The sequence below is a fragment of the Natrinema sp. LJW11 genome (assembly GCF_056135975.1).
Map to the genome: position 1 here is coordinate 114,646 of NZ_JBWBDM010000006.1, position 24,192 is coordinate 138,837.

General features: G+C 64.0%; 29 protein-coding genes. 12 read left to right on the plus strand and 17 right to left on the minus strand.

The features are described 5' to 3' along the window. Positions 1 to 173: 173 nt before the first annotated feature. Complete coding sequence (locus AC0QDI_RS16595; protein ID WP_474670127.1) at positions 174 to 1,244, minus strand: DUF7093 family protein; 1,071 nt, start codon at positions 1,242 to 1,244, stop codon at positions 174 to 176. Positions 1,245 to 1,436: 192 nt separating this feature from the next. Here AC0QDI_RS16595 and AC0QDI_RS16600 point away from each other — a divergent pair, with 192 nt between their 5' ends. Beyond that, positions 1,437 to 1,733: a DUF6432 family protein gene (locus tag AC0QDI_RS16600; RefSeq protein WP_474670129.1), complete on the plus strand. Its 297-nt coding sequence runs from the start codon at positions 1,437 to 1,439 to the stop codon at positions 1,731 to 1,733. A 39-nt stretch (positions 1,734 to 1,772) separates the two neighbouring features. After that, complete coding sequence (gene ygfZ, locus AC0QDI_RS16605) at positions 1,773 to 2,882, plus strand: CAF17-like 4Fe-4S cluster assembly/insertion protein YgfZ (RefSeq protein WP_474670131.1); 1,110 nt, start codon at positions 1,773 to 1,775, stop codon at positions 2,880 to 2,882. 60 nt (positions 2,883 to 2,942) lie between these two features. Here the strand turns inward: ygfZ and AC0QDI_RS16610 are convergent, their stop codons facing one another. From AC0QDI_RS16610 to AC0QDI_RS16620, 3 genes are all read right to left on the minus strand, one after another. Further along, complete coding sequence (locus AC0QDI_RS16610) at positions 2,943 to 3,755, minus strand: TrmB family transcriptional regulator (RefSeq protein WP_474670133.1); 813 nt, start codon at positions 3,753 to 3,755, stop codon at positions 2,943 to 2,945. Between the two features lie 395 nt (positions 3,756 to 4,150). Next, the gene (locus AC0QDI_RS16615; protein WP_474670135.1) at positions 4,151 to 4,615 is read right to left on the minus strand and encodes a response regulator; all 465 of its coding nucleotides are present in this window, start codon (positions 4,613 to 4,615) and stop codon (positions 4,151 to 4,153) included. Positions 4,616 to 4,656: 41 nt separating this feature from the next. Further along, positions 4,657 to 4,974: a DUF7344 domain-containing protein gene (locus AC0QDI_RS16620; protein ID WP_474670137.1), complete on the minus strand. Its 318-nt coding sequence runs from the start codon at positions 4,972 to 4,974 to the stop codon at positions 4,657 to 4,659. Positions 4,975 to 5,166: 192 nt separating this feature from the next. On the opposite strand from AC0QDI_RS16620, the gene pdhA reads away from it, so the two are divergent. Both pdhA and AC0QDI_RS16630 read left to right on the plus strand, forming a co-directional pair. After that, positions 5,167 to 6,294: a pyruvate dehydrogenase (acetyl-transferring) E1 component subunit alpha gene (gene pdhA / locus AC0QDI_RS16625; RefSeq protein ID WP_474670139.1), complete on the plus strand. Its 1,128-nt coding sequence runs from the start codon at positions 5,167 to 5,169 to the stop codon at positions 6,292 to 6,294. 77 nt (positions 6,295 to 6,371) lie between these two features. Beyond that, on the plus strand, positions 6,372 to 6,875 hold the full coding sequence (locus AC0QDI_RS16630) for a hypothetical protein (protein WP_474670141.1): 504 nt from the start codon (positions 6,372 to 6,374) through the stop codon (positions 6,873 to 6,875). A gap of 126 nt (positions 6,876 to 7,001) precedes the next feature. On the opposite strand, the gene AC0QDI_RS16635 is transcribed toward AC0QDI_RS16630, so the two are convergent. Further along, positions 7,002 to 7,520, minus strand: coding sequence for a gamma carbonic anhydrase family protein (locus AC0QDI_RS16635; RefSeq protein WP_474670143.1), 519 nt, complete (start codon positions 7,518 to 7,520; stop codon positions 7,002 to 7,004). A 200-nt stretch (positions 7,521 to 7,720) separates the two neighbouring features. Here AC0QDI_RS16635 and AC0QDI_RS16640 point away from each other — a divergent pair, with 200 nt between their 5' ends. Continuing rightward, complete coding sequence (locus AC0QDI_RS16640; RefSeq protein ID WP_474670145.1) at positions 7,721 to 8,566, plus strand: helix-hairpin-helix domain-containing protein; 846 nt, start codon at positions 7,721 to 7,723, stop codon at positions 8,564 to 8,566. 151 nt (positions 8,567 to 8,717) lie between these two features. Here AC0QDI_RS16640 and AC0QDI_RS16645 read toward each other — a convergent pair whose 3' ends face one another. Further along, the gene (locus AC0QDI_RS16645) at positions 8,718 to 8,987 is read right to left on the minus strand and encodes a hypothetical protein (protein WP_474670147.1); all 270 of its coding nucleotides are present in this window, start codon (positions 8,985 to 8,987) and stop codon (positions 8,718 to 8,720) included. A gap of 153 nt (positions 8,988 to 9,140) precedes the next feature. On the opposite strand from AC0QDI_RS16645, the gene AC0QDI_RS16650 reads away from it, so the two are divergent. Together AC0QDI_RS16650 and AC0QDI_RS16655 are read left to right on the plus strand one after the other, a co-directional pair. Then, positions 9,141 to 9,800: a metallophosphoesterase family protein gene (locus AC0QDI_RS16650; RefSeq protein WP_474670149.1), complete on the plus strand. Its 660-nt coding sequence runs from the start codon at positions 9,141 to 9,143 to the stop codon at positions 9,798 to 9,800. Between the two features lie 248 nt (positions 9,801 to 10,048). After that, the gene (locus tag AC0QDI_RS16655) at positions 10,049 to 11,191 is read left to right on the plus strand and encodes an outer membrane protein assembly factor BamB family protein (protein WP_474670151.1); all 1,143 of its coding nucleotides are present in this window, start codon (positions 10,049 to 10,051) and stop codon (positions 11,189 to 11,191) included. 79 nt (positions 11,192 to 11,270) lie between these two features. Here AC0QDI_RS16655 and glnA read toward each other — a convergent pair whose 3' ends face one another. Next, on the minus strand, positions 11,271 to 12,626 hold the full coding sequence (gene glnA, locus AC0QDI_RS16660) for a type I glutamate--ammonia ligase (protein ID WP_474670153.1): 1,356 nt from the start codon (positions 12,624 to 12,626) through the stop codon (positions 11,271 to 11,273). A gap of 126 nt (positions 12,627 to 12,752) precedes the next feature. On the opposite strand from glnA, the gene lrp reads away from it, so the two are divergent. Beyond that, entirely contained in the window at positions 12,753 to 13,217 is a 465-nt protein-coding gene (gene lrp / locus AC0QDI_RS16665; protein WP_474670155.1) for an HTH-type transcriptional regulator Lrp, read from the plus strand. Between the two features lie 265 nt (positions 13,218 to 13,482). Here the strand turns inward: lrp and thsB are convergent, their stop codons facing one another. Further along, positions 13,483 to 15,150, minus strand: a complete 1,668-nt coding sequence (gene thsB, locus AC0QDI_RS16670) for a thermosome subunit beta (protein ID WP_474670157.1) — start codon at positions 15,148 to 15,150, stop codon at positions 13,483 to 13,485. A 413-nt stretch (positions 15,151 to 15,563) separates the two neighbouring features. On the opposite strand from thsB, the gene AC0QDI_RS16675 reads away from it, so the two are divergent. Then, on the plus strand, positions 15,564 to 16,316 hold the full coding sequence (locus tag AC0QDI_RS16675; protein WP_474670159.1) for a hypothetical protein: 753 nt from the start codon (positions 15,564 to 15,566) through the stop codon (positions 16,314 to 16,316). Positions 16,317 to 16,373: 57 nt separating this feature from the next. On the opposite strand, the gene AC0QDI_RS16680 is transcribed toward AC0QDI_RS16675, so the two are convergent. The 5 genes from AC0QDI_RS16680 to AC0QDI_RS16700 all read right to left on the minus strand — a co-directional run bounded on the left by AC0QDI_RS16680 (position 16,374) and on the right by AC0QDI_RS16700 (position 20,059). Then, entirely contained in the window at positions 16,374 to 16,688 is a 315-nt protein-coding gene (locus tag AC0QDI_RS16680; protein ID WP_474670161.1) for a HalOD1 output domain-containing protein, read from the minus strand. Positions 16,689 to 16,991: 303 nt separating this feature from the next. Further along, entirely contained in the window at positions 16,992 to 17,321 is a 330-nt protein-coding gene (locus AC0QDI_RS16685) for a DUF7577 domain-containing protein (RefSeq protein ID WP_474670163.1), read from the minus strand. An 86-nt stretch (positions 17,322 to 17,407) separates the two neighbouring features. Then, on the minus strand, positions 17,408 to 18,295 hold the full coding sequence (locus AC0QDI_RS16690; RefSeq protein ID WP_474670164.1) for an acyltransferase: 888 nt from the start codon (positions 18,293 to 18,295) through the stop codon (positions 17,408 to 17,410). Positions 18,296 to 18,371: 76 nt separating this feature from the next. Further along, positions 18,372 to 18,593, minus strand: a complete 222-nt coding sequence (locus AC0QDI_RS16695) for a hypothetical protein (protein ID WP_474670166.1) — start codon at positions 18,591 to 18,593, stop codon at positions 18,372 to 18,374. A gap of 209 nt (positions 18,594 to 18,802) precedes the next feature. Beyond that, complete coding sequence (locus AC0QDI_RS16700; RefSeq protein ID WP_474670168.1) at positions 18,803 to 20,059, minus strand: RNA-guided endonuclease InsQ/TnpB family protein; 1,257 nt, start codon at positions 20,057 to 20,059, stop codon at positions 18,803 to 18,805. A 175-nt stretch (positions 20,060 to 20,234) separates the two neighbouring features. Here AC0QDI_RS16700 and AC0QDI_RS16705 point away from each other — a divergent pair, with 175 nt between their 5' ends. Further along, positions 20,235 to 21,299, plus strand: coding sequence for an aldo/keto reductase (locus tag AC0QDI_RS16705; RefSeq protein WP_474670170.1), 1,065 nt, complete (start codon positions 20,235 to 20,237; stop codon positions 21,297 to 21,299). A 47-nt stretch (positions 21,300 to 21,346) separates the two neighbouring features. On the opposite strand, the gene AC0QDI_RS16710 is transcribed toward AC0QDI_RS16705, so the two are convergent. The 3 genes from AC0QDI_RS16710 to AC0QDI_RS16720 form a co-directional block, all read right to left on the minus strand. Beyond that, positions 21,347 to 21,622, minus strand: coding sequence for a hypothetical protein (locus AC0QDI_RS16710; RefSeq protein WP_474670172.1), 276 nt, complete (start codon positions 21,620 to 21,622; stop codon positions 21,347 to 21,349). Between the two features lie 115 nt (positions 21,623 to 21,737). Continuing rightward, positions 21,738 to 22,058 (minus strand): DUF7521 family protein, encoded by a 321-nt coding sequence (locus tag AC0QDI_RS16715; protein WP_474670174.1) that lies wholly within the window; start codon positions 22,056 to 22,058, stop codon positions 21,738 to 21,740. Between the two features lies 1 nt (position 22,059). Then, complete coding sequence (locus tag AC0QDI_RS16720; protein WP_474670176.1) at positions 22,060 to 22,404, minus strand: helix-turn-helix domain-containing protein; 345 nt, start codon at positions 22,402 to 22,404, stop codon at positions 22,060 to 22,062. A 103-nt stretch (positions 22,405 to 22,507) separates the two neighbouring features. Between AC0QDI_RS16720 and AC0QDI_RS16725 the strand changes: the two genes are divergently transcribed. Then, the gene (locus AC0QDI_RS16725) at positions 22,508 to 22,930 is read left to right on the plus strand and encodes a hypothetical protein (protein WP_474670178.1); all 423 of its coding nucleotides are present in this window, start codon (positions 22,508 to 22,510) and stop codon (positions 22,928 to 22,930) included. Between the two features lie 22 nt (positions 22,931 to 22,952). Here AC0QDI_RS16725 and AC0QDI_RS16730 read toward each other — a convergent pair whose 3' ends face one another. After that, a complete protein-coding gene (locus AC0QDI_RS16730; protein WP_474670180.1) occupies positions 22,953 to 23,732 on the minus strand; it encodes an SDR family oxidoreductase in 780 nt (259 codons plus the stop codon). 298 nt (positions 23,733 to 24,030) lie between these two features. Here AC0QDI_RS16730 and AC0QDI_RS16735 point away from each other — a divergent pair, with 298 nt between their 5' ends. Then, positions 24,031 to 24,165, plus strand: coding sequence for a DUF7560 family zinc ribbon protein (locus tag AC0QDI_RS16735; RefSeq protein ID WP_474670182.1), 135 nt, complete (start codon positions 24,031 to 24,033; stop codon positions 24,163 to 24,165). Positions 24,166 to 24,192 lie beyond the last annotated feature (27 nt).

A 24,192-nucleotide genomic window follows, 5' to 3' on the forward strand; every position in this document is an offset into this window, starting at 1 on the left:
TCATAGGAAACGTTTCGGCCCGCTGACCGGTTTCGGTGCGAGAACGGGCCACTGAGACGGCTGCAGTAGCATTCGAACCGCTCCGGCCAAGACGCTGACCGAGCGACCGTCGGACCGAGGCGCGAGTGAGCGCTCACGCAACCGCTCGAACGGTATCGGGGTCGTGAGAGCGACTACTGGCGTTCGCGCTCGCTGATATACCCCTTTCGGCAGTCGGGGCAGATGTCGCCGGCGCGCAGCGACCCGCGGTCGCCTGCGGCCACGTAGTCACACCGCGGGCAGTAGAATTCGGTCGGCACATCGGTCCCGGGAGCGCCGTCACTTTCGACGGGCGTCGCGACCGAGTCGGCCCGCTCGATACCGGTGTCCGACGCCGACGCGGCGTCGGCCTCACCGTGCTCCGCGGCCGGGGCCTCCGCGGTCACCGATCGTGCGTCGCCCGTTTCGCTCGCCGGCGCGTCGTTCTCGAGGACGACGGCGTCGTCGTCGGGTAGGGTCGGATCGGCCTCGGCGTCTGCAGCGTCGGAGACGGACTCGGCGTCGTCGGTCCCGGTGAGGATCTCGCCGCCGTCGTCGGTCTCGGTGACGGTCTCGCCGCCGTCGTCGCCGTCGTCGGGCCACTCGGTCGGGTCGGCGTCCGCGTCGACCGGCGGGCCGACGTCGCTCGAGTCGGGCCACTCGCCGTGTTCGCGGTCCCGGTCGGTGGCCGGGTCATCATCGTCGTCCTCGAGGATCTCGCCGTCGTCGGTGACGGGATCGCCGTTCTCGTCGGTCGGCAGTTCGATCTCGCCAGTTGCCTCGTCGGAGCTGTCGTCGGTTGCGTCGGCTGCGGCGACCACATCGTCCGCCGGGCCGGCCTCGCTTCCGGCGGTCGGGTTCGGAGCGGCGGACGCATCGGGCTCGGAGTCGACGAGTTCGGCGTCGTCGGACGCGGGATCGGCGTCATCGGCGTCGATGAACGCGGCGTCCGAGTCCACGTCGGCGGCGCTGTCGGCCGCGGCGTCTCGTTCGGTGGGCGGTTCAGTCGGTTGGGGGTCGTGATCGTCGGAAAGCGAGTCTGCTCCCGTCCCGGCGGAGAGGCTGGTTACTTCGGTGTTCTCGCTGATGACGTTGCGCTGGCCGCATCGGGAACACTCCTCGTACTCCTGGACGGTAACGACGACCTCACTGCCCCGTTCTTCGCGCTCGCGTTCGACATCGGTCTCGCCGAAGTCGTGCCCGAGCAGCGAGCATCGCAGGACCATTGTCCCACCGTACCGACCCGGTCCATAAAAAACGTACTGCCTGTCAGTCATCGAGTTATGACAGTCAGTCTACGTTGAACGGACGCCGCCCGGAAACGACCTGTCGCTGACCGACCGTCGCGGACCGACTCCGGCAGCCGTCGTCGTCGGAACGGCAAACGTCAAATCCCGGGTCATCGAATGGGTAGACGGATGAGAGCAAAGCGGGAGTACCGGAACCGAGAAGGAACGGAGGTGGCGGTACTCGACGCGCTGGTCGATCGCACCGAGGACGGGATGACCGTCTTCGAACTCCGAGCGGCCGTCGAGGTCGATATCGACGAACTCGAGGACGCCCTGTCGACGCTCAAGGCGGACGACCTGATCGTCGTCGAATCGGGGTCGGAAACGGTTATCAAGCCCGCCGAGCGGGTAGTCCCCGACCGGAGCGCCGACGAGGACGACGACCAGTCGATCGGGGAGTGGCTTCGCGAGCGGCTCCCTTTTTGAATCGAAACGCCTGAGAGGGGCAGGCCCCAGTGAGTACGCATGAGTGTCATCGAGTCGATCCACGAGGATCACGGGGCGACGTTCGGCGAGCGCGCCGACCGACGGATCGTCGAACACTACGGGCGACCCGAGCGGACCCATCGCGCGGTCCGCAACGGCGTCGGCCTGCTCGAGTTCGCCTACGGCGTGATCGTCGTGACGGGCGACGACCGCGTCGAGTACGTCGACAACGTCGTGTCGAATCGCGTCCCCGCGGAAGACGGGCAGGGCTGTTACGCGCTCGTGCTCGATCCCCAGGGCGGGATCGACGTGGAACTGTACGTCTACAACGCTGGCGAGCGACTGCTGCTCTTCACCCAGCCCGAGGCCGCCGAGCCGCTCGCCGAGGAGTGGTCGGAGAAGGTGTTCATTCAGGACGTCGATATCACGGTCGCGACGGACGACTACGCGGTCTTCGGGATCCACGGGCCCCACGCCACCGAAAAGATCGCGAGCGTCCTCAACGGGGCCGGTTCGCCCGACGAGCGCTACTCGTTCGTCCGCGGAACGATGGGCGACGAGGGCGTCTCCGTCATCCGCACCGACGCGCTCACCGGCGAGGAGAGCTACGAGGTGATCTGTTCCGCAGACGACGCCGCAGCCGTCCACGACACGCTGCTCAACCAGGGGCTCAACGCCGCCCCCTTCGGCTATCGGACCTTCGAGAGCCTCGCGCTCGAGGCCGGCTCGCCACTGTTCCACACCGAGCTCGAGGGGACGCTCCCGAACGTGCTCGGCCTCCGAAACGCGCTGGACTTCGAGAAGGGCTGTTACGTCGGTCAGGAGGTGGTCTCCCGCGTCGAGAATCGCGGCCAGCCCAGCCGGCGACTCGTCGGGCTGACGCTCGCGGGAGGCGACGAGAGCGGGGAGCGACCGGTTCCCGAGTCGGGCGCGGCGGTCTTCGACGGCGACGCGTCGGTCGGCGAGGTGACCCGCGCGGGCGAGAGCCCGATGCTCGGGGACGTCATCGCGCTCGCGATCGTCGACTACGACCTCGAGAGCGACGACCTGACGGTCCGGGTCGGCGGCCAGGAGGTGGCCGCGACTCGCACCGAACTGCCGTTCGTCGAGGGGTCGGATCGATCCGATCGACTCCCCGAGTATCAGTAGTCCGGTAACAGCGGTTCGCGCAGCGGTCGCTCGGTTCCCGTAACGACGGAGAAAACCGAGTCAGGCCCCCGGATCTCTGATCTGGGGCAATCCGGCGGTCACCAGTCGACGGAGCAGCACGACGATCCCGTTCTCGAGACCGCGGGCGAAGATCGCCTGTTCTTTCGCGCTATCGGCGGCGTTGGGATAGTACGACCCGATCAGGAGCGTTTCGCGATCGACGAGGAGGATTCGACTGATCGCGACCTCGTCGTCGCTCTCGAACCCGGTGAGCCAGTCGAGCCCGGTTTCGAACACGCGGGTGTTGGGGAGTTCCGTCCCGAGCGCGTCCGTAATCGCGTCCGTCTGCCCGCCCAGAATCATCGAGAGATCCTTCTCGACTGCCCGCTGTAAGCTATCGAACATCGTCGCGGAGAGAATGTCCTCGTCGACGACGAGCAGCGCGATTTCGGACTCCGCCTCGTCGATGAGATCGATCGTTCGCGACTCGATCGCTTCGTGCCCGGCGAGCGACCACACCTCCTGGACGTGTTCGTTCTCCGTGACGTCCTGAATCTCCGTGCTCTCGAGATAGCTCTCGAGCGTTTCGATCCGATTGTCGTACTTCTGTCGCAGGGTCTGCGTCGCCTCGGTGACGCTGACGGCGCGGTACACCTGCGGACTGGTGTGCTGTACTTCGACGAGGCCCTGCGATTCCAGCACCCGGATGGCGTCGTACACCCTCGTTCGGGGCACCTCGGAGATTTCGTGTATTTCCTTCGCCGTTCCACTGGGGAGTCGATTCAACGCCATAAAGCAGCGCGCTTCGTACTCCTGTAGCCCGAGGTCCTGCAACAGGCTAATCGCCTCTCTTGTAGTTTCGTTCTCTGTCATGGCCCAACCACGAGTCCGGATAGCCGAACACGTAGGATAACGGGCGAGGATGGAAAAGGATTCGTGTCTGCCACTGCAGCCACTGGCGCCGCGTTCGGCCCACTCTCTCTCTGTCTCGGAAATTGCAGATTTCACTCAGATTATCACACAAGCTACTTGAGGGCACGACCGAAATGAGAGAGTGGCGAGTCCTGTTACGGCCCAACCACGACAGGGCTCGCCATTTACTGTGAAACGGGACAGCAGAGTCCTCACTGGTTCCGCCAAAGCGTACGGTCGGATGCGGACTTACTGTCAGTAGAGAAGTAACTATTCACTCGTGCTAATCGCGGCGAGTCGGTTCCGCTCGGGGAGCGTGGTGGAAAGAACCGACTCGAGTCTCAAGGAGCAAGAGGCTACGCCGAACTCGGTGGAAGCTGTGCGTGCTCGAGCCAGAACGCTTCGACCGCCGTGGCGAGCGAAACGAACTCCTCGAGCGTCGACGGCTTCGATACGTAGGCGTTGACGTGGGTGCGATAACAGGTCGCGATATCCTCGCTCCTGTTCGAACTCGTCAGAACGATCACCGGAAGCCGCCTGAGTTGTGGCGCGTCGTCGATCGCTTTCAGTACGGTGTGTCCGTCCCTCCCGGGGAGGTTCAAATCGAGAAGGACGAGATCCGGCTGGGGTGCTGCGTCGTACTGGCCCTGCCGCCGCAAGAAGTCCACGGTATCGTCTCCGTCGTCGACGACGTGCAGCGTCGTCTCGCGATCGATCGCCGTAAACGCTTCTCGCGTGAGACGGACATCCGCCTCGTTGTCTTCGACGTGGAGGATGTCGATCGGCTCGTCCGGGTACCGCTGCTGGGTGAAATTCGTCACGAGAGATCAGTGGGAAGTGGAAGAACTGAGGTCCGTAGAACTCACACGCTATCGGCGGACAATTCCGCCCGGTTATCGCGGAGCAGTTCCAGTGTCGGCGCGATTTCCTCGAACCGATTCCCCGCTTCGACGGTGTTCGAACCCGGTTCCCAGTCGATGAAGCCGCGATCGTCTAACTTCGGCAGATGAACGTGATACTGCTCGGTACTGACCGTTTCACCGTCATCAGTCGCATCGGGTGGTGCGTCGATAGAGATCGGCGAGTCGTCTCGTCGGTTTCGCTCCGCGAGGTCGAACAGTATTCGTCGTCGTTGCTCGTTCGCTAACGCGTCGAATAAGTTATCAATGGTTTGTTGCATCAATACACGGTAATTGTATACCTATCGCTATGAACCCCGGCCGTTTTCACGATAAAGTGGGTTTTGATTAACAGAGTGACAGCCGATTTCGGGGTCGAATGACGGAGGCATGCTCGCACAGCGAACACGGCGCGTTCGTCAGGAACGCGCTGAGAGCGACTGTTTATGTATCGGGCGCGCGTCGATGCAGGTATGTCCCACGACGTCCTCGAGCCCGCCCTCCTCGAGCGGGAGCCGGACGATCGGGTCCGAGTGCTCGACGCCGGCGGGACCGTCGTCGCCCCCGAACTGGAACCCGACCTCGAGGCGGAGACCCTCCGCTCGATGTACCGGGATATGCGGTTCGCTCGGCGCTTCGACGAGCGGATGATCAGTCTGCAGCGGCAGGGTCGGCTGGGGACGTACTCCTCGCTGGCCGGCCAGGAGGGGTCCCAGATCGGTTCGACGTACGCGCTGGCCGACGACGACATGCTCTCCTTTCAATACCGGGAACACGGCGCGCTGGCCGCGCGAGGGCTCCCCTGGGAGTACCTGCTGTACTGGATGGGCCACGAGGCCGGGAACGAAGCGCTCGCGGAGATCGAGGTCTTTCCGCTGAACATCTCGATCGCCAGCCACCTCCCCCACGCGGTGGGGTGGTCGTGGGCGGCGAAACTGAGCGGCGACGAGCGCGTGGGCGTCGTCCACTTCGGCGACGGGTCGACCTCCGAGGGGGACTTCCACGAGGCGATGAACTTCGCGGGCGTGTTCGACACGCCGACGGTCTTTTTCTGTAACAACAACCAGTGGGCCATTTCGGTCCCGCGCGAACGCCAGACCGCGAGCGCGACGATCGCCCAGAAGGCCCGCGCCTACGGCCTCGCGGGCGTCCAGGTCGACGGGATGGACCCGCTCGCGACCTACGTCGTCACGAAAGCCGCGCGGGAAAAGGCTCTTGAGGCCGGCGGCGACTGCTCGCGGCCGACGCTGATCGAGGCCGTGCAGTACCGCTACGGCGCGCACACGACGGCGGACGATCCCGGCGTCTACCGGGACGATGAGGAGGTCGAGCGCTGGCGCGAGCGCGATCCGATCGACCGGTTCGAGGCGTACCTGCGAAACGAGGGCGTCCTCGACGACGATCGGATCGACGCGATCGAGACCGAGATCGAAGAGACGCTCGCGACGCTGGTCGAGCGCGCCGAAGGCGTCGACGGGGACCCCAGCGAACTGTTCGAGTACACGTACGCCGACCCGACCCCGCGACTCGAGGAACAGCGCGACTATCTGGCAGCCCTGCGGGAGCGCCACGGCGACGAGGCGTTACTCGAGGACGAGTAAGTCCCATGAGAGACGTATAAAGCCGGGAGTGGTACAGGGGAACGACTATCCGGGTTTCGTGTCGATGTGCAGTCGATATGCAACTCGAGCAGCCGGCCCAGGATGCGACGTCGACCTGGAGCGGCACGGTGCCGAGCGCGGTCGACGCGCGCGTGCTCGGACTGATCGTCGTGACGGCCACGCTCGCAGCGTCGATAAACATGCCCTACGGCGGTCTCCCGATGGCAGCCGCCGCGTTCGCGCTGCTGGCGATCGGCGGTGGCGCGCTTCACCTGCTCGGCGAACGGAAACTCCGCCGGATCACCGACGAACTCGTCGGGAAGTGGGTCGCGGCCGGCGGACAGGTCGACGACGTCAGCCGGTCGTCGAACGGGATGCGGACGGAGTGGCGGGTCCACACCCCCGACGGCGAAATCGTCATCGGCGGCATCGCGCTCGTCCCGATCGCCCGGTTGGCCGTCGAGTGGCAGGGGATCGGCGACACGATGGCCGCCAGCGAGGCCGAAGCGGACATCGATCACCTCGCCGAGAGTCTCTACCGCGAAATCTTCGAGATCGGGGACGCGACCCAGCAGGCCTAACGCCGCGATCTCGACGGTTCCACCCCGAACGGTACCGGGGCCGTCATACGGACTGCTGTCAATCAGTTCCGGTGCGACCGCGAGACGGCCTGCGGTCGAACCGGTACATCGGTACAGCAGACCGTATCACTCGAACAGTTCCTCGTGGCGCTGGGCCAGGTTCGTGTAGTCTCCCGAGGCAAACTCCTCGAGGATCTCCGCCGCGTCGATCCCCGTCTCCGCGAGCGGCGTGATCTCCGCCGGAACGCCGCGGACGAACGACTCGGGCGGGATCGAGTAGCCGTCGGGGACGACCGTGCCCGCGGCGACGATGCTCCCGTTGCCGATCGCGACGTCGGAATTGATCGTCGCGTTGAATCCGACCAGCGCTCGCTCCTCGACGGTCGTCTCGTTGAGCACGGCGCCGTGTCCGACCATGACCTCGTCCTCGAGTCGCGACGCGTGAATCGTGGCGTTGTCGCCGACGTGCGTTGCCCGACCGATGTGGACGGGACCGATATCTCCTCGACAGACGACGCCGGGCCAGACGCTCGCGTCCGCTTCGACTCGGACGTCGCCGACGAGGGTCGCCTCGCCGCTCACCCGTGCCCCGTCGTCGATCGTCGGTCGCTCCCCCTCGAATTCGTAGCGTCTGCTGTCGACCATGCGTGGAACGACCACGATCGGACGGATAATACCGCAGTACGAGACTCCTGACAGTCACGCCCGAGTCGACTCGCTCTCGAACGAAATCGAAGGGAGGCGGTCGCACAGCTCGTGAGCCCGACTGATACCGTTCAGAACCATTCAATGGTTTGCAAGGCCATCGCTTATACCGCATCGAACCGGACGGCTAGTCGACGACGATGAGTCACTCAGAATCCCCCATCCGAGCGATGTTCGACGCGCAGCGAACCGCGGTCAAACAGAGCCAGCAGCTGTTCAAGCAGGGACTGGCTACCCAGCGAAACGTCGACACGATGGCCCTCACCGGGCTCAAAGGACAGAAATCGCTCCAGCGCCAGCAACTCGAGCTCGCGCAGGCGGCGACCCACGGCTACCTCAGCGCGACGGCGGCGATGCTGCCCAACGAGGACGCTCCCGAGGCTCACCGGACCGTCGACGAGACCTTCGACCAGCTGAAATCGACTCACGCGGAGTTCTACGACGCGCTCGAGCGCGAACTCGAGCGAGACGTCGACTCCGCCACCGAGCTCTCCGAAGAGTTCGCCGACGCGCTCGACGAGCAGACCGACCAGTTCCTCGAGATCACGCGCTCCGTCGAGGACCAAACGGTCCAGAACGTCGACGACCTTTCGGGACAGCTCCGCGAGCAACTCGAGCGGACCCAAGAGCTACAAGACCGACTCGAGGACCAGCTCGAGGAACAGACCGGCGGCGTCGAGGAACTCCTCGAGCAGCAGGCCGACCAGATCGAGCGGTTCCAGCAGCAACTCGAGGCACAGACCGAGGCGGTCACCCAGCAGATCCCGGTTCAGGGGGTCGACGAGCCCCACACGAAGATCGAAACCGATCCGGAGCACACCCTCGAGGACGTCGAGGGGATCGATGCGAACGTCCGCGAGCAGCTCTCGGAGGCCGGCATCGCGACGGTCGACGACCTCACGCGCGCCGGTGCCGAGGCCGTCGCCGAGGCCGCCGATATCTCGGAGAGTCAAGCCGAGGAGTGGATCGAGCAGGCCGAGGCCTGAGAAGGGGCGCAGCCGCCGACTGGCACACACCGGTACTCGAGCGGACATACGGATTCTCTGCAGTCCTCCTGAACTGATGGCGACGCCACTCCCCGTGACGAGCAGTGGCGACGGTCGTTGGCGGTGCGACCGAAGGGAACGCGGGCGCGGTTCAGGACTGAATCTTGTCGACGATCTCGCGGGCCTGTTCTTTCGCTTTCTCCTCGCCGACGTGTTTCTCGATCAGGACGCTGGTGGCCTCCCAGTCGTCTTCCCCTTCGATCTTCCCGGTCCGGACCTCGCTGCCCTCGGAAACCGACTCCGCCGGCTGCTCCGCCCAGTCGGGCGTCCGTATCTCGTCGTACCGATCCGGATCGCGAAACCGGACGTGGATATAGTCGTCTTCCGTTCCTACCGTATTGATGTCTGGCGTGTCGGTCATACTCGGTTCTCCGACAGCCGTACGGCTAAATCACGTCCCTGAATGTCCCGGGCACCCAATCAGTCACTCGACACCCAGTTTCGCGATCCGAACCGCGGCGAATCGGTAGCGCTCGGCGTGGATACTATCCGGGGCACCCTCCTACGTCGGTGTATGCTCGTCCTCGGCGACGCCCACGCGTCCGACCCCGATCGGTGTGAGATCCTGCTCGAACTCTATCGAACCCTCGAGCCCGACCGGGTGCTCCAGCTCGGCGACCTCGAGCGGTACGACCTGCCGGCTCCGACGTGGTTCATCGCGGGGAACAACGAGGATTTCGACGTGATCGACGCGCTTCGGGCCGGCGCGCACCCCGCGGAAGCGAACAACGTGCACCTCCTCGCGAGCACGGCGGCGACGGTCGACGGCCTCCGCGTGGCCGGCCTCTCGGGCAACTTCGCCCCCACGAGGTACGACCTGCCGCGAGACGAACTCGTCGACGAGCGCCGCCGCCACTTCACCCACGAGGATATCGACCGAGCCGCCGACCTCGAGGACGTCGACGTCCTCCTCACCCACGAGGCCCCGAACGGCCTGCTGTCCTACGGCTACGATCCCGGCTGCGAGTACGTCGACGACCTGCTCGAAACGCTCTCGCCGGACCTCTGTCTGGTCGGCCACCACCACCGGCATCGCGACGCCGAGATCGCGGGGACCAGGGTCGTGAGTCTCGCGCCCGCCTGGGAGCGATACTACACGCTCGAGCCCGAGACGCTGGCACTCGAGAGCCACGAACACGACCTATCGACGGACGATCGCTCCCGGGGCGAATAAGGAACCGGACAGCTCGTCCGTCGTTCGTGTCGCACTGAACCCGTCAGCGACGGTGTCGATGTTGACGGCGGGCACTTCCGTTCCGATGCGGGTGTGAATTAAGAAGTTACGAATTCGTCTTCCCGCCGTGTATGGCGAAGAGTCCGGTCCGGTTGGACAGCGGTATTCGGCGCCCGATACCGCGACTTTGTCGCTCGATTGGGAAAGTTTAAGGGACGTTATCGTGACAAGTATACGAAACAACCGGTATGAAACGACGACAACTACTGCAGGCGGTCGGCGCGTCTATCGCACTTTCGGGTTGTCTCGGATCCGACAGCGACGAGCCCACATCGTCGGACGATTCGAACGCGTCCGACGAGATACCTGCCATCGACGGTGCATGGCGCTCGTTTCAGGGGGATTCGGCAAACACCGGGACAGGTCACGGGACGGCCGCGGGGCCCACTGCGGAGCCGACGGTCGCGTGGACCGTGACTGCAGCGGACGAGCTGTGGGGCGACCCAGTGATCGCCGGCGACACCGTTCTGGCGGGCAGTTGGGACGGCCGACTCTACGCCGCTTCCCTGTCGTCGGGTGAGAAACTGTGGACCTTCGAAACTGGCGGCGCGTACAGTTTTCCGGTCGCCGTCGTCTCGGAAACAGCTTTCGTCGGTAGCGCACGCACCGTCGCAGCACTCGACAGGACGTCCGGTGACTCCTATTGGACGACGACGCTCGAAAACGAGATCCGCGGCGGACTCACCGTCGCCGACGGTACCCTCTACGTCCCGACGTCGGACCGCCTGCTCGCACTCTCGGCGGCGGACGGAACGCAACAGTGGCAGGTCCGGACCGCCGGACCGGTCGCGTCGACACCCCGGGTTACCGACGATACCGTCTACTTCACGAGTTCCGACGGCAATATCTACGCCGTCGGGACCGACGGGGAACCGCGCTGGCAGGAGTTTCTCTCGACCCAGGGCGGCATCCCCAGTCCGACCGTCGTCGACGGAGTGGTGTATCTCGGGTGGGGCGATGGCAAACTCTACGCCCTGGACGCCGTCGACGGTACCACGAAGTGGACGGACAGAACCGGCGGGGGGGAGACGGTCGCCGTCAGCGATGGCGTTGCGTACACTGCGAGCTACCCGCTCAAAGCGATCGATACCGAGACCCAGGAGTACCGCTGGACCGCCGAAGAACCGCAGGGAAGCCCGGACAACTTCACTGTGGGCGCCGAGCGAGTCTACCTGGGGACTCGTGAGGCGAACGTGTTCGCGTACGGCCGCGAGACAGGCGTAGAACAGTGGCGTTTTCAGGGCGACTACTCGGTGCAAACGTCGGTCGCCATCGCCGACGATCGACTCGTTTACGGTGACGAGTTCGGCAACCTCGTCGCCCTCGCCTGAGCGGCCACCCGACGACTCTCATTGCTACTGAAAACGCGACGCAAAGCGACAACCGAACCGACGAGAGCGGAGAGGCGCCTCAGAACGTCTCGAGATAGCGGTCGAGTTCCCACTCGGAGACGTCGACGAGGTAGTCCTCGAACTCCTGGCGCTTGGCCTCGACGAACTTGGAACTGACGTGGTCGCCGAGCGCGTTGTAGATCGCGTCGTCCTCCTCGAGGGCGTCGACGGCCTCGCCGAGGTTCGCCGGCAGCGTGTCGATGCCGTACTCCTCGCGTTTCTCCTCGTCGAAGTCGTAGATGTTCTCGCGAACCGGGTCGGGACAGTCGAGATCCTTCTCGATCCCGTCGAGACCGGCGTGGATCATGACGGCGAGCGCGAGGTAGGCGTTACAAGAGGGGTCGGGCGAGCGCAGTTCGACGCGCGAAGCCGCGGGCGTTCGCGCGGCCGGCTTGCGGATCAGCGCCGAGCGGTTGCGGTCGGACCAGGCGACGTAAACCGGCGCCTCGTAGCCCGGCACCAGGCGCTTGTAGCTGTTAACCGTCGGGTTCGCGATCGCCGTGATCGCCGGCGCGTGCTCGAGGATGCCGGCGGTGAACGCGTGGGCTTCGTCGCTCAGGTTGAACTCGTCGTCGTCGTCGTGGAACGCGTTCTCGCCGTCCTCGGTGAACAGGGAGAGGTGCGTGTGCATGCCCGAGCCGTTGATTCGCGGAATCGGCTTGGGCATGAACGTCGCGTGGAGGTCGTGCTGGGCGGCGATCGCGCGGACGACGGTGCGGAAGGTACCGACGTTGTCGGCCGTCGTCAGGGCGTCGTCGTAGGTGAAGTTGATCTCGTGTTGGCCCTCGGCGACCTCGTGGTGGCTCGCCTCGACCTCGAAGCCCATGCTCTCGAGGCCGTAGATGATGTCGCGGCGAACGTCGCTCGCGAGGTCTTTCGGCGCGAGGTCGAAGTAGCCGCCGGCGTCGTTCGTCTTCGTCGTCGCGCGACCCGCTTCGTCTTCTTCGAAGAGGAAGAACTCCGGTTCGGGCGCGGCGTTGACCGTATAGCCCATCTCGTTGGCGCGGTCGAGCGCGTTTTTAAGGACGCGGCGCGGGTCGCCCTCGAAGGGCTCGCCCGTGTAGGTGTCGTAGACGTCACAGATCATTCGGGCGGCCGCGCTCTCCTCTTTCTGGCGCCACGGGAGAACCGCGAACGTGTCCGGATCGGGCTTGAGCCGCATGTCCGACTCCTGAATGCGAACGAAGCCTTCGATGGACGATCCGTCGAAATAGATTCCTTCGGCGAACGCCTTCTCGGCCTGTCGAGCCGGCACGGAGACGTTCTTGACCGTTCCCAGAATGTCGGTAAACTGCAGTCGGAGGAAATCGACGTCTTGTTCCTCGATCTCGTCGAGTACCGCCTGTTCGGTGTCAGTGAGGTTGCCGCTTGTCATTGTTCTCGTGGTCGTATCCTCGGAACCCGCCTATTAAAACACTGCTGTTCTAAGCAAATCTTCGCTCTCTCCGCCCAAACTGTATATTCGTAAAGTTCTAAAGGCCTCACTGAGTGGGTAGATGTGATGACGTACGAAAATCTCGACGCAAAACTAGTGAATTCACTCCTCGGCGACGGCCGAGCGAGTCTGCGAAGCCTCGCCGAAGAACTCGACGTCTCGGTGACGACCGTCTCGAATCACCTCTCCACGCTGGAGGACGAGGGCGTCATCCAGGGCTACACCCCCCGCGTCGATTACGGCGCGGCCGGGTTCGACGTGACCGCCGTCATCCAGTTGCAAGTCGAGGGGAACGCGCTGCCCGACGTGACGGAAACGCTGCGCGACCACCGCCAGATGACCAGCGTCTACGAAGTCACCGGCGACTACGACGTGATCGCCATCGGCAAGTTCGAAGACACCGACGGCATGAACGACCAGATCAAACAGCTGCTGACCGACCCCGATATCAAGGCCTCGAACACCAGCGTCGTCCTCAACGCCGTGAGCGAGAACGAACAGTTCGATCTCGAGGTCGACGAGGACGAGTAATCGGACGGTCGCTTTCTGACAGTGCATCTTCTGGAGTCGCGGTGCCATCAGCTTACTCACCGCGAGCGAACGGAGTGAGCGAGCGGGCCGACGACTGACTCGGAGCGAGTGAAACGAGCGGAGAGGAAAGAGGAGTGCTTTTATACTAAATTTTGCCGAGGGCCAGCTTCGCTGGCCCGCAGAGCAAAATTTAGTTCTACATCGCGGGTCACTTCGTTCCCCGCTCGTATTCGGAGGTTCTCGGCCTACGGCCTCCGAACCTCCCTCACATCATGCCGCCCATGCCGCCGCCCATGCCGCCCATGCCGCCGGGCGCACCGCCGGGGCCGCCTTCGTCGTCGCCCTTGTCGGTCGACAGATCGCCGGCGGAGATGATGTCGTCGATTTTGAGCACGAGGTTGGCCGCTTCGGCGGCGGAGGTGACGGCCTGTTCCTTGGCGTGGGCCGGTTCGACGACGCCGGCTTCGAACGTGTCCTCGACGTCGCCCGAGAAGACGTTCAGACCGGCCGTGATCTGGCCGTCGTCGTGGGCCGCGCGCAGGTCGACCAGCGTGTCGATCGAGTCGAGACCCGCGTTCCCGGCGAGGACGCGCGGGACGAGCTCGAGCGAGTCGGCGAACGCCTCGACGGCCAGCTGCTCGCGGCCGGAGACGGAGTCGGCGAAGTCGCGCAGACGCGAGGCGAGTTCGACCTCGATCGCACCGCCGCCCGCGAGGACGCGGCCGTCGGAGACGGTCTGTGCGACGACGTCGAGCGCGTCGTTGACGCCGCGCTCGAGTTCGTCGACGACGTGGTCGGTCGAGCCGCGAAGGAGGAGGGTGACGCCGTGGGCGTCCTCGCCCTCGACGTAGAACAGTTCGTCCTCGTCGTCGCGCGTGACGTCACCGAAGCCGAGGTCCTCGGCGGTCGCGCTCTCGAGGTCGGAGACGATCGACGCGCCGACGACCTCCTGCAGGAATTCCAGGTCGCTCTTCTTGGCGCGGCGCACTGCGAGGATGCCCTCCTTGGCGAGGTAGTGCTGGGCGAGGTCGTCGATGCCCTTCTGGCAGAAGACGACGTCCGCGCCGAGGTCGACGATGCGCTGGACCTTGTCTTTCAGCTGTTTCTCCTCGCGGTCGAGGAACTTCTGGAGCTGGTCTGGGTCGGTGACGGAGACCTCGGTGTCGACGTCGGCCTCTTCGACCTCGATGGCCTCGTTCAGCAGCAGGATGTCCGCGTCCGTCGCCTCGGTGGGCATGTTGTCGTGGACGGGGTCCTTGTCGATGATGCCGCCCTCGAGGAGGTCGGACTCGCCGGCGCTGCGGCCGGTCTGGGTTTCGATGTTGAGGAACTCGAGGTCGACGACGTTGTTGCCCTCGTTGTCCTCGACGGTGACCTGTCGGATGGCCTCGACGATCAGCTGGGCGAGGTGCTCCTTGTTGACCTCGGTACCCTTGCCGGTCATCGATGTTTCGGCTGTCTTCCGGAGGAGGTCCTCGTCGCTGGTGTCGATGTCGGTCGCGATGTCGTCGATCTCCTCGCGAGCCTGCTCGCTGGCGAGGTGGAAGCCCTTGATGATCGCCGTCGGGTGAATGTCCTGCTCGAGGAGGTCCTCGGCGTTCTTGAGGAGTTCGCCGGCGATCGCGACGGCCGTCGTGGTACCGTCGCCGGCCTCGTCTTCCTGGGTCTCGGCGACCTCGATGATCATTTCGGCCGTCGGGTTGTCGATGTCCATCTCCTTGAGGATGGTGACGCCGTCGTTGGTGATCGTCACCGATCCCATGGAGTCGACGAGCATCTTGTCCATTCCCTTCGGACCGAGCGTGGACTGGACGGCTTCAGCGACCGCGCGGGCGGCGCTGATGTTGTAATCCTGCGCGTCCTTGTCCTTGACGCGCTGGGAGTCCTCGCTCATTACGATCATCGGCTGACCCTGCTGCATTCGCTGACTCATAGTCGAGCGGATGATTGTTTGTGATTCTATATAAGCCTTTTCCAATGGCCGCGAGCGACGACGACGGCCGAGACGGTCACCAGACGAGAAAAAACGCAGCAGTGGGGGACGATGGCCACGGTTTACTTCGACGGAATACGATCGTCAATCGTTCCCATTCGATGGCCGATGCGGTGTTTTATATTAGTAGCGGGCTGGGTCGACTGCATCGATCTGCACGCTCGCGAGGTTCTCTCCGGCCTCGGCGGACGGATCGGCGAGCGAAATCGGTTTCGAGACCGTCTCTAGTAATTCCGTTTTGAACGCCTGAAACGGTTCTCGGAACGGTATCGCCCGCCCCTACAATCATGACTCGGTTTCGAGTCAAGACAACAGAAGGGTTATGCCGGTAGTCACGTATTACCACTCGAGCAATGGACGAGTCCCCGTCCTTTTCCGAATCGTTCGATGACCCCCGAGTTACCCCCCAGTTCTGCCGCCGGCTCGTCGACTCGACCGGCGATCTGGTGTTGCTGGGCGTCGTCCACGACCATCCCGCGAGTATCGCGCGCGTCGAACGCGTTCTCGAGCGCGTCGAACCGGCAACGCTCGCACTCGAGTTACCGCCCGTCGCGATGCCCCTGTATCGCATTTATGCCCGCGACGGCGACGCCGACGACCCGACGCCGCCACGCTTTGGCGGCGAGATGAGCGCGGCGATCCGCGCCGCACCCGACGCGACCCCCGTCGGCATCGACGCCCCCAACTGGTCGTTCTGCCGCCGACTGGTCGCGCGGCTGGTCGCCGATCGCGTCTCGCCCGGGACGGCCCGGCGCGTCATCTCGAGCGTCGGCGGCGCGACCCGCGAGGCGCTCGCCTGTCGGGTGGCCGCGACGCTGACCCACGCCACGTCGATGACGGTCGTCCCCGGCGAACGGGTCGAGTACGACATCGACCCCGAGGAACCGCCGGACCGACAGGCTGCGCACGAGCGCTCGCACGTCGCCGGCGTTCAGGCGCTGTTGGGCAGCGTCGAGACGGAGGGCAGCGCGTTGTCGTACCGCGATGACACGCGCGAAGGGTGTATGGTCGATCGCCTCGAGACGATTCGATCGGAGCCGGGCGACGCCGTCGCCGTCGTCGGCGTCGATCACCTCGAGCGCCTCGCGGCGGAGCTGTCGGCGTAAGAGCGGTCGGGTTTCGTGGTACGGGTCGCCTGAGAGTGGCGGGTTTCGACGGTCGTCTCAGCGACGGGCGGGCGGTTCGATGAGAATCTCGCCGTCGCTGCGGACCCGAACGTGATGACCGTTGACGACGAACGAGAGCGTGCCGCCGGCGCGGGGGGTGCCGTCGTAGCGCGGTCGGAAGAGCGCGTCCAGTGCGTCGGGGTCGACGGTATCGGACAGCGAGACGCGGCTGTCGGTCACGTCGACGCCCAGACAGTCGGCCAGTGCGTGGATTACGGTCGTGCTCAGGGTCGCCGGGCCGTCGGGGTCGTGAGCGGCGCGATACAGGGCGGGAGAGCGAGACTGCGCGGCGCGGGGAGCGTATCCTGTCATTACTGTCGTCCCCTTCTCGTCTCGGTCTGAAGACCAAAAGCGTAATCGTTTATTGCCCCACGAACCGCTTGATACCGGCCAGTAGTAGCTAGTAGCGGATACTCTCACAACGGTCTGAACGAACCGTGAGTTGACAGTCGCAGTGCGTCATACGGTTCGCTGTACCGATCTACCGGCGCGACCGCAGGCCGGTTGCAGTCGCGGCAAAACTGACTGACAGCAGACCGTCTCAGTCGGACCACCGGACGAATCCGGCCGTCGGTCGGACGGCCGATTCGATCAGTGAACGCCTGTCGGCGACGGTCACTGCCGAAGCCCCGAGATACAGTTCCAACAGTACGTGAACGTCTGATCGGCCTCGTTGGGTGCACCACAGTGGGGACAACGAATCGTCTCCCCCTCGATTTCGTGGTCAGGGTCGGCGTACTCCGGATCGGCGTCTCCAATATCGTCGGTCGCCCTCGGGTACCGATCGGATCCCGGCGAGGAGCGAACGCTCGGGCGGTTCGGACCGGCGAACGAGGGCGTTCGCTCGCCGTCGTCCTCGTCACTTCGGGCGTAGATGTAGTACAGTAGCAAGTGGAGCAGGGCGAACAGCACGACGTAGCCGATGAGCCAACCCCAGAGCGCCATTGGTATGTGATACGTTCTCGAGGCACTTGGATATTCCCCGATTTCCGACGCGAAGAGAGTCACGGAACGGGGAATTGAAAGGAGGGCTACAGGTTTCGACCGAACTCGTCGAAGACCGCGAAATCGTCGGGGAGGTCGTACTCGAGGTGGCGCTGTTCCTGCCGATTGGTGCCGGCGTCGTCGACGGGCGTTGCGACGTCTTCCCAGCCGGGTTTGATCTTGACGCTCTGGGCGGGCATTCCGACGGCGATGTGGTGGGCGGGGATGTCGTACTGGACGACACCGCGCGCGCCGACGATCGCGTTCTCACCGACCTTGTTGCCCGCCTGAACCATCGAATCGTAGGTGAGTCGGACGTCGTCCTCGATGATCGTATGGTAGTTGCGGACCTCGGTCTGATCGACGACGTCGTGGTCGTGGCTGTAGATGTGGGCGCCGTCGGAGATCGACACGCGGTCGCCGATCGTGAGTTTTCCCCGATCGTCGAGGTGAACGTCGTCGTGGACGACGGTGTTGTCGCCGATCGTGATGTTGTGACCGTAGGTGAACGAGATTCCCTTGAAGAAGCGACAGTCGTCCCCGCAGTCCTCGAAGAGGTGATCGGCGAGCATCCGCCGGAACCGCAGCGCGAACTCGACGTTATCCGCGATGGGAAGGCTGTCGAACTGCCGCCAGAGCCACTGGAGGTGCTTGGAGCGGCGGAACCTCTCTTCGTCCTTCTCGGCGTAGTACTCGCTCTCGAGGGTCGTGTTACAGGGATCGTAGCTCTGGAGGCGGACGCGCTCGGCCGTGGAGACCGACTCGCCGGCCTGCCAGCGGTCGTATGCTTCACGGTCGCCCGAGAGGTCGATCAGGACGTCTTCGACGACGGAACAGGTGTCTTCGTCGCTCGCAAGCCGTCGGTCGACCTCGTCGATGAACTCGCGCATCCCCGCTTCGGCCTCATCGGGGAGCGACACGTACCGCTTTGTCATACTCCGAGCTATTGCCCGCAGAGTTGATAGTGGTTCGGTTGTCCGACGGCGGTTGCCGGACCCACTGGCACGCGGGTTACCTGGACTCTCTATCGGATTGCCAGCGGGCCAGGAGAAACGCGGGGAGCGCGAGCGCGCCGACGAACAGGAGAACGCCGACCACGACCGCTCCGACCGTGACTCGGTCGCCCGGAAACTCGAACGTTCTCGCAGCGAGGAGCCCCAGCGGAACGATACCGACGAGAACCGCCAGCAGGAGGAGACTCCGTCGGGAAGTGCGGGAACGGCGGTCGTCCATACGCATACGTGTCAGCCGAGTACCCAAGAGCGATTCGACTCGAAGGGACGGGGTCGCCTCGGACGCGGCGGTCGACACGCGGACCCACAGTTCCCAGTTCGACCTGCGGAGGGGTCACGGCCGAACTGATTCGGGCGGCGTCTCGAGCGTTCCGTTCACCTTGACATCCTCGCCCGGCTAAAGCCGGGGGAATCCCGAGCGTTGGGATATTAGAGTTTGCAGCCTCCCTGTTCTCTCGGTGTGAACCGTCCGCTCTCGCGGTCGAACAGAAAGACTCCGGGCTGTGCCAACCAGCCGTTACTCATATCCTCAGTCGGAGGATTCTGAGTTATCCTTCTCCGAATATTCACTGCGCCGTTCACGTCTGCATTCATCGGTGTCTCACACGATGCACAGATGTACAAACCACGTTCCACGCGGTTGCTGTCTCGAATCTGCCCGCAACACGAACACGTCTTCGAGGTGTTCTCCTCGTCCACGCGGTCAACGAGGATGACGTGTTCCTCGGCCTTGTATTCGAGTAGGTTCGTGAACCGGTCGAACTCCCAGCCGTGCAACTTCTTGTTTCCCGACCGACCCCAGTTCCGTGAGTCGCCATTGTCGCTCTCTCGGATGTCACTGAGGTCTCCCACGGCGATTTTCTCCACGCCTTCTTCGACACACCGTTGGACGATGTGTTTCGAGAGAGTATGGAGAAAGTGGTCTTTTCGCCGGGAGAGTTTCCGACGAGTCTTCAACGCCCACTTTGACGGGCCGTTCTCGCCTTCGGTCTGGTACTCCTCGCAGGTGAAGTAGTGCTTGTCCTCTTTTAGCGTATTCCCCGGATATAACTCCGAGGGGCCGTCCTCGTAGTCGATAGCGAGATAGTTACTGATCCCGAGGTCGATGCCCGCCGTCTTGTCACCGGGCGCGTCCTCGACAGGGATTTCCTTCTTGCAGACGAGGTGAAGTTCCCACTCGTCATCGTTCCAGACGGCCCGCACTTGCTGGATGTTCTCCAACTGTACGTCAGGACGGGTCTTGTACTCCGCGAGGATGAAGTCCGACCGACTCTTTTTCAGGTTGAAACCCTTCGAGAGTCGAACGCGATTGTGTTTCTCATCGTGCTTGATGCCGTTCTGCCTCCACGTCACAGTGGAGCGCGGATGATGTTTGTTACGTTTCCGATAGCCCGGTGGGTTGTTGCTGTCGTCGGAGTTGTACCACCCGTTGAACGCCTCAGCAAGTTCTTCGAGAACTCGCTGACTTGACTGAGAATGTAAGTCACTATAGCGTTCGTGGTCTTTCAACTCTGATTTCAATTCGGCTTCATCAGGGATTTTGCCGTCATCATCCCACCGCTCTTGGATGTAGTAGCGTCCAACGTTCCACAGTTTGGATGCGGAGAACCCGCACTGGTCGAGATAATCACGAACCTGACTGTGGTTCGTGATTTTGGCGACGTAGGTGCGGGTCGTCTCCAGCATTGGACCGTGTTTAGGATAGGTATCCTTACACCTGTATTAAATTTAGTGATTGGCGTAGAAGATCTTGCCGGGACGACGAACGGTGGATGGTCGCCCACTGTGCCGGCTTCATCACGTAAAGGCGGAGGTATTCGCCTCGCGGTCAATATAAGTTCCCCCGCTTCGAAGGAGGAGTATGCAACACAGCGAACTGGGCGACTCGGGCGTCGAGGTCAGCGAGGTCGGCTTCGGCGCGTGGGTCGTCGGGACCGACTGGTGGGGCGACCGCTCGGAGGACGACGCCATCGAGATGGTCCGGTACGCCGTCGAGCAGGGAATCACGTACTTCGACACGGGCGACGTCTACGGCCACGGCCGGAGCGAGGAGTTACTCGGCGAGGCCCTCTCGAACGTTCGCGACGAGGTCACGATCGCCACCAAAGTCGGCTACGACTTCTACGACAACCCGCAGGCCGGCCACGGCGAACTCCCCAAAGAGATGGATCCGGAGTACCTGCGAGACGCGGTCCACGAGAGCCTCGAGCGCCTCGGGATCGACTCGATCGACGTGCTCCAGCTCCACAACGCCGACGTCGACGAGATCACGCCGGACGTCCTCGAGTTGCTGGACGAACTCGAGGAGGACGGGCTGATCGACGCCACCGGCCTCGCGCTCGGCCCCTCGATCGGCTGGCTCGCGGAAGGCGACCTCGCGATCGAGGAGGAGTTCGACTCCGTCCAGCTCGTCTGGAACGTACTCGAACAGGAGGTCGGCAACCACTTCCTCGAGACGATCGAACGCACGGGCTCGTCGACCAGCCTCATCCCCCGCGTCCCCCACTCATCGGGGATCCTCAACGAGCAGGTCACCCCCGACACCGAACTCGGCGAGGGCGACCACCGCGGGTTCCGACCCGAGGAGTGGTACGAGACCGGCTGGGAGAAACTCGAGGCGCTTCGATTCCTCGAGCGCGCGGATCGCGGTGGCGAGCGAACGATGGGGCAGGCGTCGATCGCGTGGCTCCTCAGCCACGATTCCGTCGCGACCGTCACGCCGACGTTCCGGACGACGGCGGACATCGACGAGTGGGCGGCCGCCAGCGACGTGCCGAAACTCTCCGACGAGGAGCTGGCTCGTGTCGCGGAACTCTACGAGAACGACTTCGAGATCGATCGCGACGACGGGATGGACTCGCTGCGCTCGTCGGTCGACGGCGAAGACATCGAATCGGCCGGCCTTGACAAGCTCGCGGCCGACTGATCGGGCCGACCGCCGGCTCGAGCAGCATCGACGGCCGACTAATTCGCTTATCCCGATTCGGACGGGGAATCCGTCAGTCTGAATTCGAACTCCAGTTTCCCGTCGGTCTTGACGGTCACGCCGCCGAGCTCGTCCGACAGCTGCTCTCGCGCTCGAGAGCTCGGTTCGACGGTGACGGAGACGCTGTTGGTGTTCGCGTTGTACGTGATGTTTCCGACAGTGACGTCGAACTCGAAGAACTCCGGAACGTCCTCCCTGAGCTGGGTTTGCACGTCGTCGACGTCCGACTGAACGTCGGCCATCTCTTCGTTTAACGTGCCCATTTTCAGAGGTAGATCCCGGCACAGCTTAATCGTTCAGCCTGAACTGTCCGCGTCGGGTGGTCTCGAGACGGCGACTCGTAGTCCGTCGCGCCGCAGCGAAGGCAAAATCACCAGCTCACGCCGGCATTCGGAGGGCGTAGAGGATCGCCAGCAGTCCCGACACTTGGCTGAGCTGGCTGAGAACGGCGGCGAGCGTCTCCGAGAGGAAGGGAAGCGACACGTAGAGCACGACCAGCAGGAAGGGGACTGCGAGAGCGAGGAGGAAGCCGACGGCGATCACCAGCATCGGCCGGCTGTCGTTTCGGCGGTATCCTCGATACGCCTGATAGGCGATAAACAGGCCGATAAGGGCGCTCAGGATATCGGTCGCCTGCACGAACGTGACGAGCCACTGTGATGGCGAAACGTCCCAGAGCTGTAGCGGCAGCGGTCGCACGTCAGATCCCCTCGATTAGCGCCGTGAACCGATCCGCGATGTCCTCGCGGCGGTCGATCCGGACCGTCAGCCCGTCGTCCTCGAGATCGACCGTGATTCGCTCTAAATTCGTCGCGTAGACGGTCCGGTGGTGTCCGCCCACCGGATCGGGTTTCGTCCGCTCGACGAGGAGGCCACAGTCGCGGAGGTCTTCCAGCCGCCGATACACCGTGGGTTTGGACGCGTCGCAGTGATCGCTCAACGTGTTCGCTGTCATGGGTTCCTGACTCGTCTGGGTGAGGATCGTTCGCACCGTCGGGTCCTCGAGCAGGGCCCCGATCGTTTCGACGTCCGGCTCCTCACTCACGGTTAGGGAGTGTACAGAGAACGGACATAAAGGGGTTTTCGCCGCTGCAGCGGCTGCAGTCGTGCCGGCCGTTTTCTTTCCCCACTCCGTTGGTGAACGGACGATGACATCGCCTCATCGCTCAGGTACGGTCGAACGACTCCGCCGCGTCGCGACGCGGCTAGCAACACTGTGCTCGAGTCGCGCTGGCGGCCGGCTTCGACCGACGGCGGTCGGCGGATTGCTGGTCGTACTCGCGAGCGCCGCAGTGAGTGTCGCGTCCGCCCGGGTGCTGGAGGATAGCGTTCGCATTCGCTGGAGTATCGGGACGTACTACGGTCCGGAGTATGCACCGACGGTCATCGCGCTGGCTGTCTTTCCGGCTATCGTGACAGTGACCTACATAGGCCTGCGAGCTCTCGGAACCGTCCTCGAGGGCACGTCGGAGTTCGACCACCGCCGAGGCTACTACGAACTGTGTGTTCTGGCGGCCCTGGCGTCGCTCGTACTCGTCCAGATCGCGTTCGTCGCGGCGAATCTATGGTAATTGCGGCGGACGAGCGCAACGATCAGTCGTACCGGGCCGCGACCCACTCGTCCCACGTCACCGTTCCGACGGTCCGGTCCGGACGGATCGCCCCGCCGGCTCGAAACGCGGCGGCCGTCTTTCCGGGAATCGGAAGGCGAACGATCGGCCGGCGGAGCCCCCTCGCGTCGCGGTAGGCCCGCGCGAGGTCGCCGACGGTTCGCACCTCGGGACCGCCGATATCGGGGACGCGACCGGCCGGTTCAGTCGTCGCGCGCTCGACAATCGCGTCCGCGGCCTCCCCGACGGCGATCGGCTGGAGTGGAATCTCGGTGGGGAGCGGCCAGACCGGGAGCCACGATGCGGCCTCGAATAAGTCGCCGACGAACTCGTGGAACATCGTGATGCGGCAGATCGTCGACGAAACCTCGCTCGCGTCGACGGCCCGCTCGGCCGCCAGTTTGTGCTCGTAGTAGGAGTACGGGATTTCGTCGATGCCGACGATCGAGACGTACACGACGTTCGACACGCCGGCGTCGGCGGCCGCCTCGAGCAGCCGCTCGGTGCCGCGGACGTCGACGGCCTCGCTGTCGCCGCGGGGCGCGCTGGCCGCGTGGACGATCACGTCGATGTCCGCGACGGCCTCGCGGATCCCCGTTCCGTCAGCCAGATCCATCGCTATCCATTCCGCCCCGTCATCATCGTCGTGGATCGGCGGCGATCGACTCGCCGCTCGGACCTCGTGTCCCGCGTCGATCAGTCGAGTGGACAGCGCCGTCCCCAGCGTCCCGGTGGCCCCGGTGAGGAGCGTCCGACAGGTCATGCTGCCGTGTATTCAGTCAACAAAACTAAAGGTATGGTGCCGGGTCCGTCTGCAAGATCGCGACGACGAAGCCGACCAGAAGTCGGTAAACACGTTCGGGCGCATCGAACGGGTATCCTCGAAGCCGAAAGATACCGGATAGACGGCGTTCTCGCATCCTCCCCGCTTACCGCCAGCGTAAGCGATCAACGCCGATAGCAACCATCGGCGTCTCGCTTATATATCCCCCTCTATATCTGGGTAAATTCCATAACTCGAACGGGAGCGACAGTATACACGGAGAACACCGACTATACACATGAAACCGCACGAATTCACCTGTCCGGACTGTCATCGAGAGATTCCGTTCACGGACTCGATGCGCGAGGCGACGCTGGCGAACGGCTGTCCCATCTGTGGACGGTCAGTGGCCGAACGAAACTTCGCGAACTGATCGCGCCCGGATCAGCAGCGGTACGCG

Bases quoted from the DNA above. Each gene is read 5' to 3' on its own strand.
- AC0QDI_RS16610 (WP_474670133.1), bottom strand. From the start codon at position 3,755: ATGACAGAGAACGAAACTACAAGAGAGGCGATTAGCCTGTTGCAGGAC.
- AC0QDI_RS16635 (WP_474670143.1), bottom strand. From the start codon at position 7,520: ATGGTCGACAGCAGACGCTACGAATTCGAGGGGGAGCGACCGACGATC.
- AC0QDI_RS16695 (WP_474670166.1), bottom strand. From the start codon at position 18,593: ATGGACGACCGCCGTTCCCGCACTTCCCGACGGAGTCTCCTCCTGCTG.
- AC0QDI_RS16650 (WP_474670149.1), top strand. From the start codon at position 9,141: ATGCTCGTCCTCGGCGACGCCCACGCGTCCGACCCCGATCGGTGTGAG.
- AC0QDI_RS16730 (WP_474670180.1), bottom strand. From the start codon at position 23,732: ATGACCTGTCGGACGCTCCTCACCGGGGCCACCGGGACGCTGGGGACG.
- AC0QDI_RS16735 (WP_474670182.1), top strand. From the start codon at position 24,031: ATGAAACCGCACGAATTCACCTGTCCGGACTGTCATCGAGAGATTCCG.
- AC0QDI_RS16685 (WP_474670163.1), bottom strand. From the start codon at position 17,321: ATGGCGCTCTGGGGTTGGCTCATCGGCTACGTCGTGCTGTTCGCCCTG.
- AC0QDI_RS16710 (WP_474670172.1), bottom strand. From the start codon at position 21,622: ATGGGCACGTTAAACGAAGAGATGGCCGACGTTCAGTCGGACGTCGAC.
- AC0QDI_RS16630 (WP_474670141.1), top strand. From the start codon at position 6,372: ATGCAACTCGAGCAGCCGGCCCAGGATGCGACGTCGACCTGGAGCGGC.
- glnA (WP_474670153.1), bottom strand. From the start codon at position 12,626: ATGACAAGCGGCAACCTCACTGACACCGAACAGGCGGTACTCGACGAG.
- ygfZ (WP_474670131.1), top strand. From the start codon at position 1,773: ATGAGTGTCATCGAGTCGATCCACGAGGATCACGGGGCGACGTTCGGC.
- AC0QDI_RS16645 (WP_474670147.1), bottom strand. From the start codon at position 8,987: ATGACCGACACGCCAGACATCAATACGGTAGGAACGGAAGACGACTAT.
- AC0QDI_RS16725 (WP_474670178.1), top strand. From the start codon at position 22,508: ATGACATCGCCTCATCGCTCAGGTACGGTCGAACGACTCCGCCGCGTC.
- AC0QDI_RS16600 (WP_474670129.1), top strand. From the start codon at position 1,437: ATGAGAGCAAAGCGGGAGTACCGGAACCGAGAAGGAACGGAGGTGGCG.
- AC0QDI_RS16595 (WP_474670127.1), bottom strand. From the start codon at position 1,244: ATGGTCCTGCGATGCTCGCTGCTCGGGCACGACTTCGGCGAGACCGAT.
- AC0QDI_RS16700 (WP_474670168.1), bottom strand. From the start codon at position 20,059: ATGCTGGAGACGACCCGCACCTACGTCGCCAAAATCACGAACCACAGT.
- pdhA (WP_474670139.1), top strand. From the start codon at position 5,167: ATGTCCCACGACGTCCTCGAGCCCGCCCTCCTCGAGCGGGAGCCGGAC.
- AC0QDI_RS16690 (WP_474670164.1), bottom strand. From the start codon at position 18,295: ATGACAAAGCGGTACGTGTCGCTCCCCGATGAGGCCGAAGCGGGGATG.
- AC0QDI_RS16640 (WP_474670145.1), top strand. From the start codon at position 7,721: ATGAGTCACTCAGAATCCCCCATCCGAGCGATGTTCGACGCGCAGCGA.
- lrp (WP_474670155.1), top strand. From the start codon at position 12,753: ATGACGTACGAAAATCTCGACGCAAAACTAGTGAATTCACTCCTCGGC.
- AC0QDI_RS16620 (WP_474670137.1), bottom strand. From the start codon at position 4,974: ATGCAACAAACCATTGATAACTTATTCGACGCGTTAGCGAACGAGCAA.
- thsB (WP_474670157.1), bottom strand. From the start codon at position 15,150: ATGAGTCAGCGAATGCAGCAGGGTCAGCCGATGATCGTAATGAGCGAG.
- AC0QDI_RS16705 (WP_474670170.1), top strand. From the start codon at position 20,235: ATGCAACACAGCGAACTGGGCGACTCGGGCGTCGAGGTCAGCGAGGTC.
- AC0QDI_RS16680 (WP_474670161.1), bottom strand. From the start codon at position 16,688: ATGACAGGATACGCTCCCCGCGCCGCGCAGTCTCGCTCTCCCGCCCTG.
- AC0QDI_RS16675 (WP_474670159.1), top strand. From the start codon at position 15,564: ATGGACGAGTCCCCGTCCTTTTCCGAATCGTTCGATGACCCCCGAGTT.
- AC0QDI_RS16655 (WP_474670151.1), top strand. From the start codon at position 10,049: ATGAAACGACGACAACTACTGCAGGCGGTCGGCGCGTCTATCGCACTT.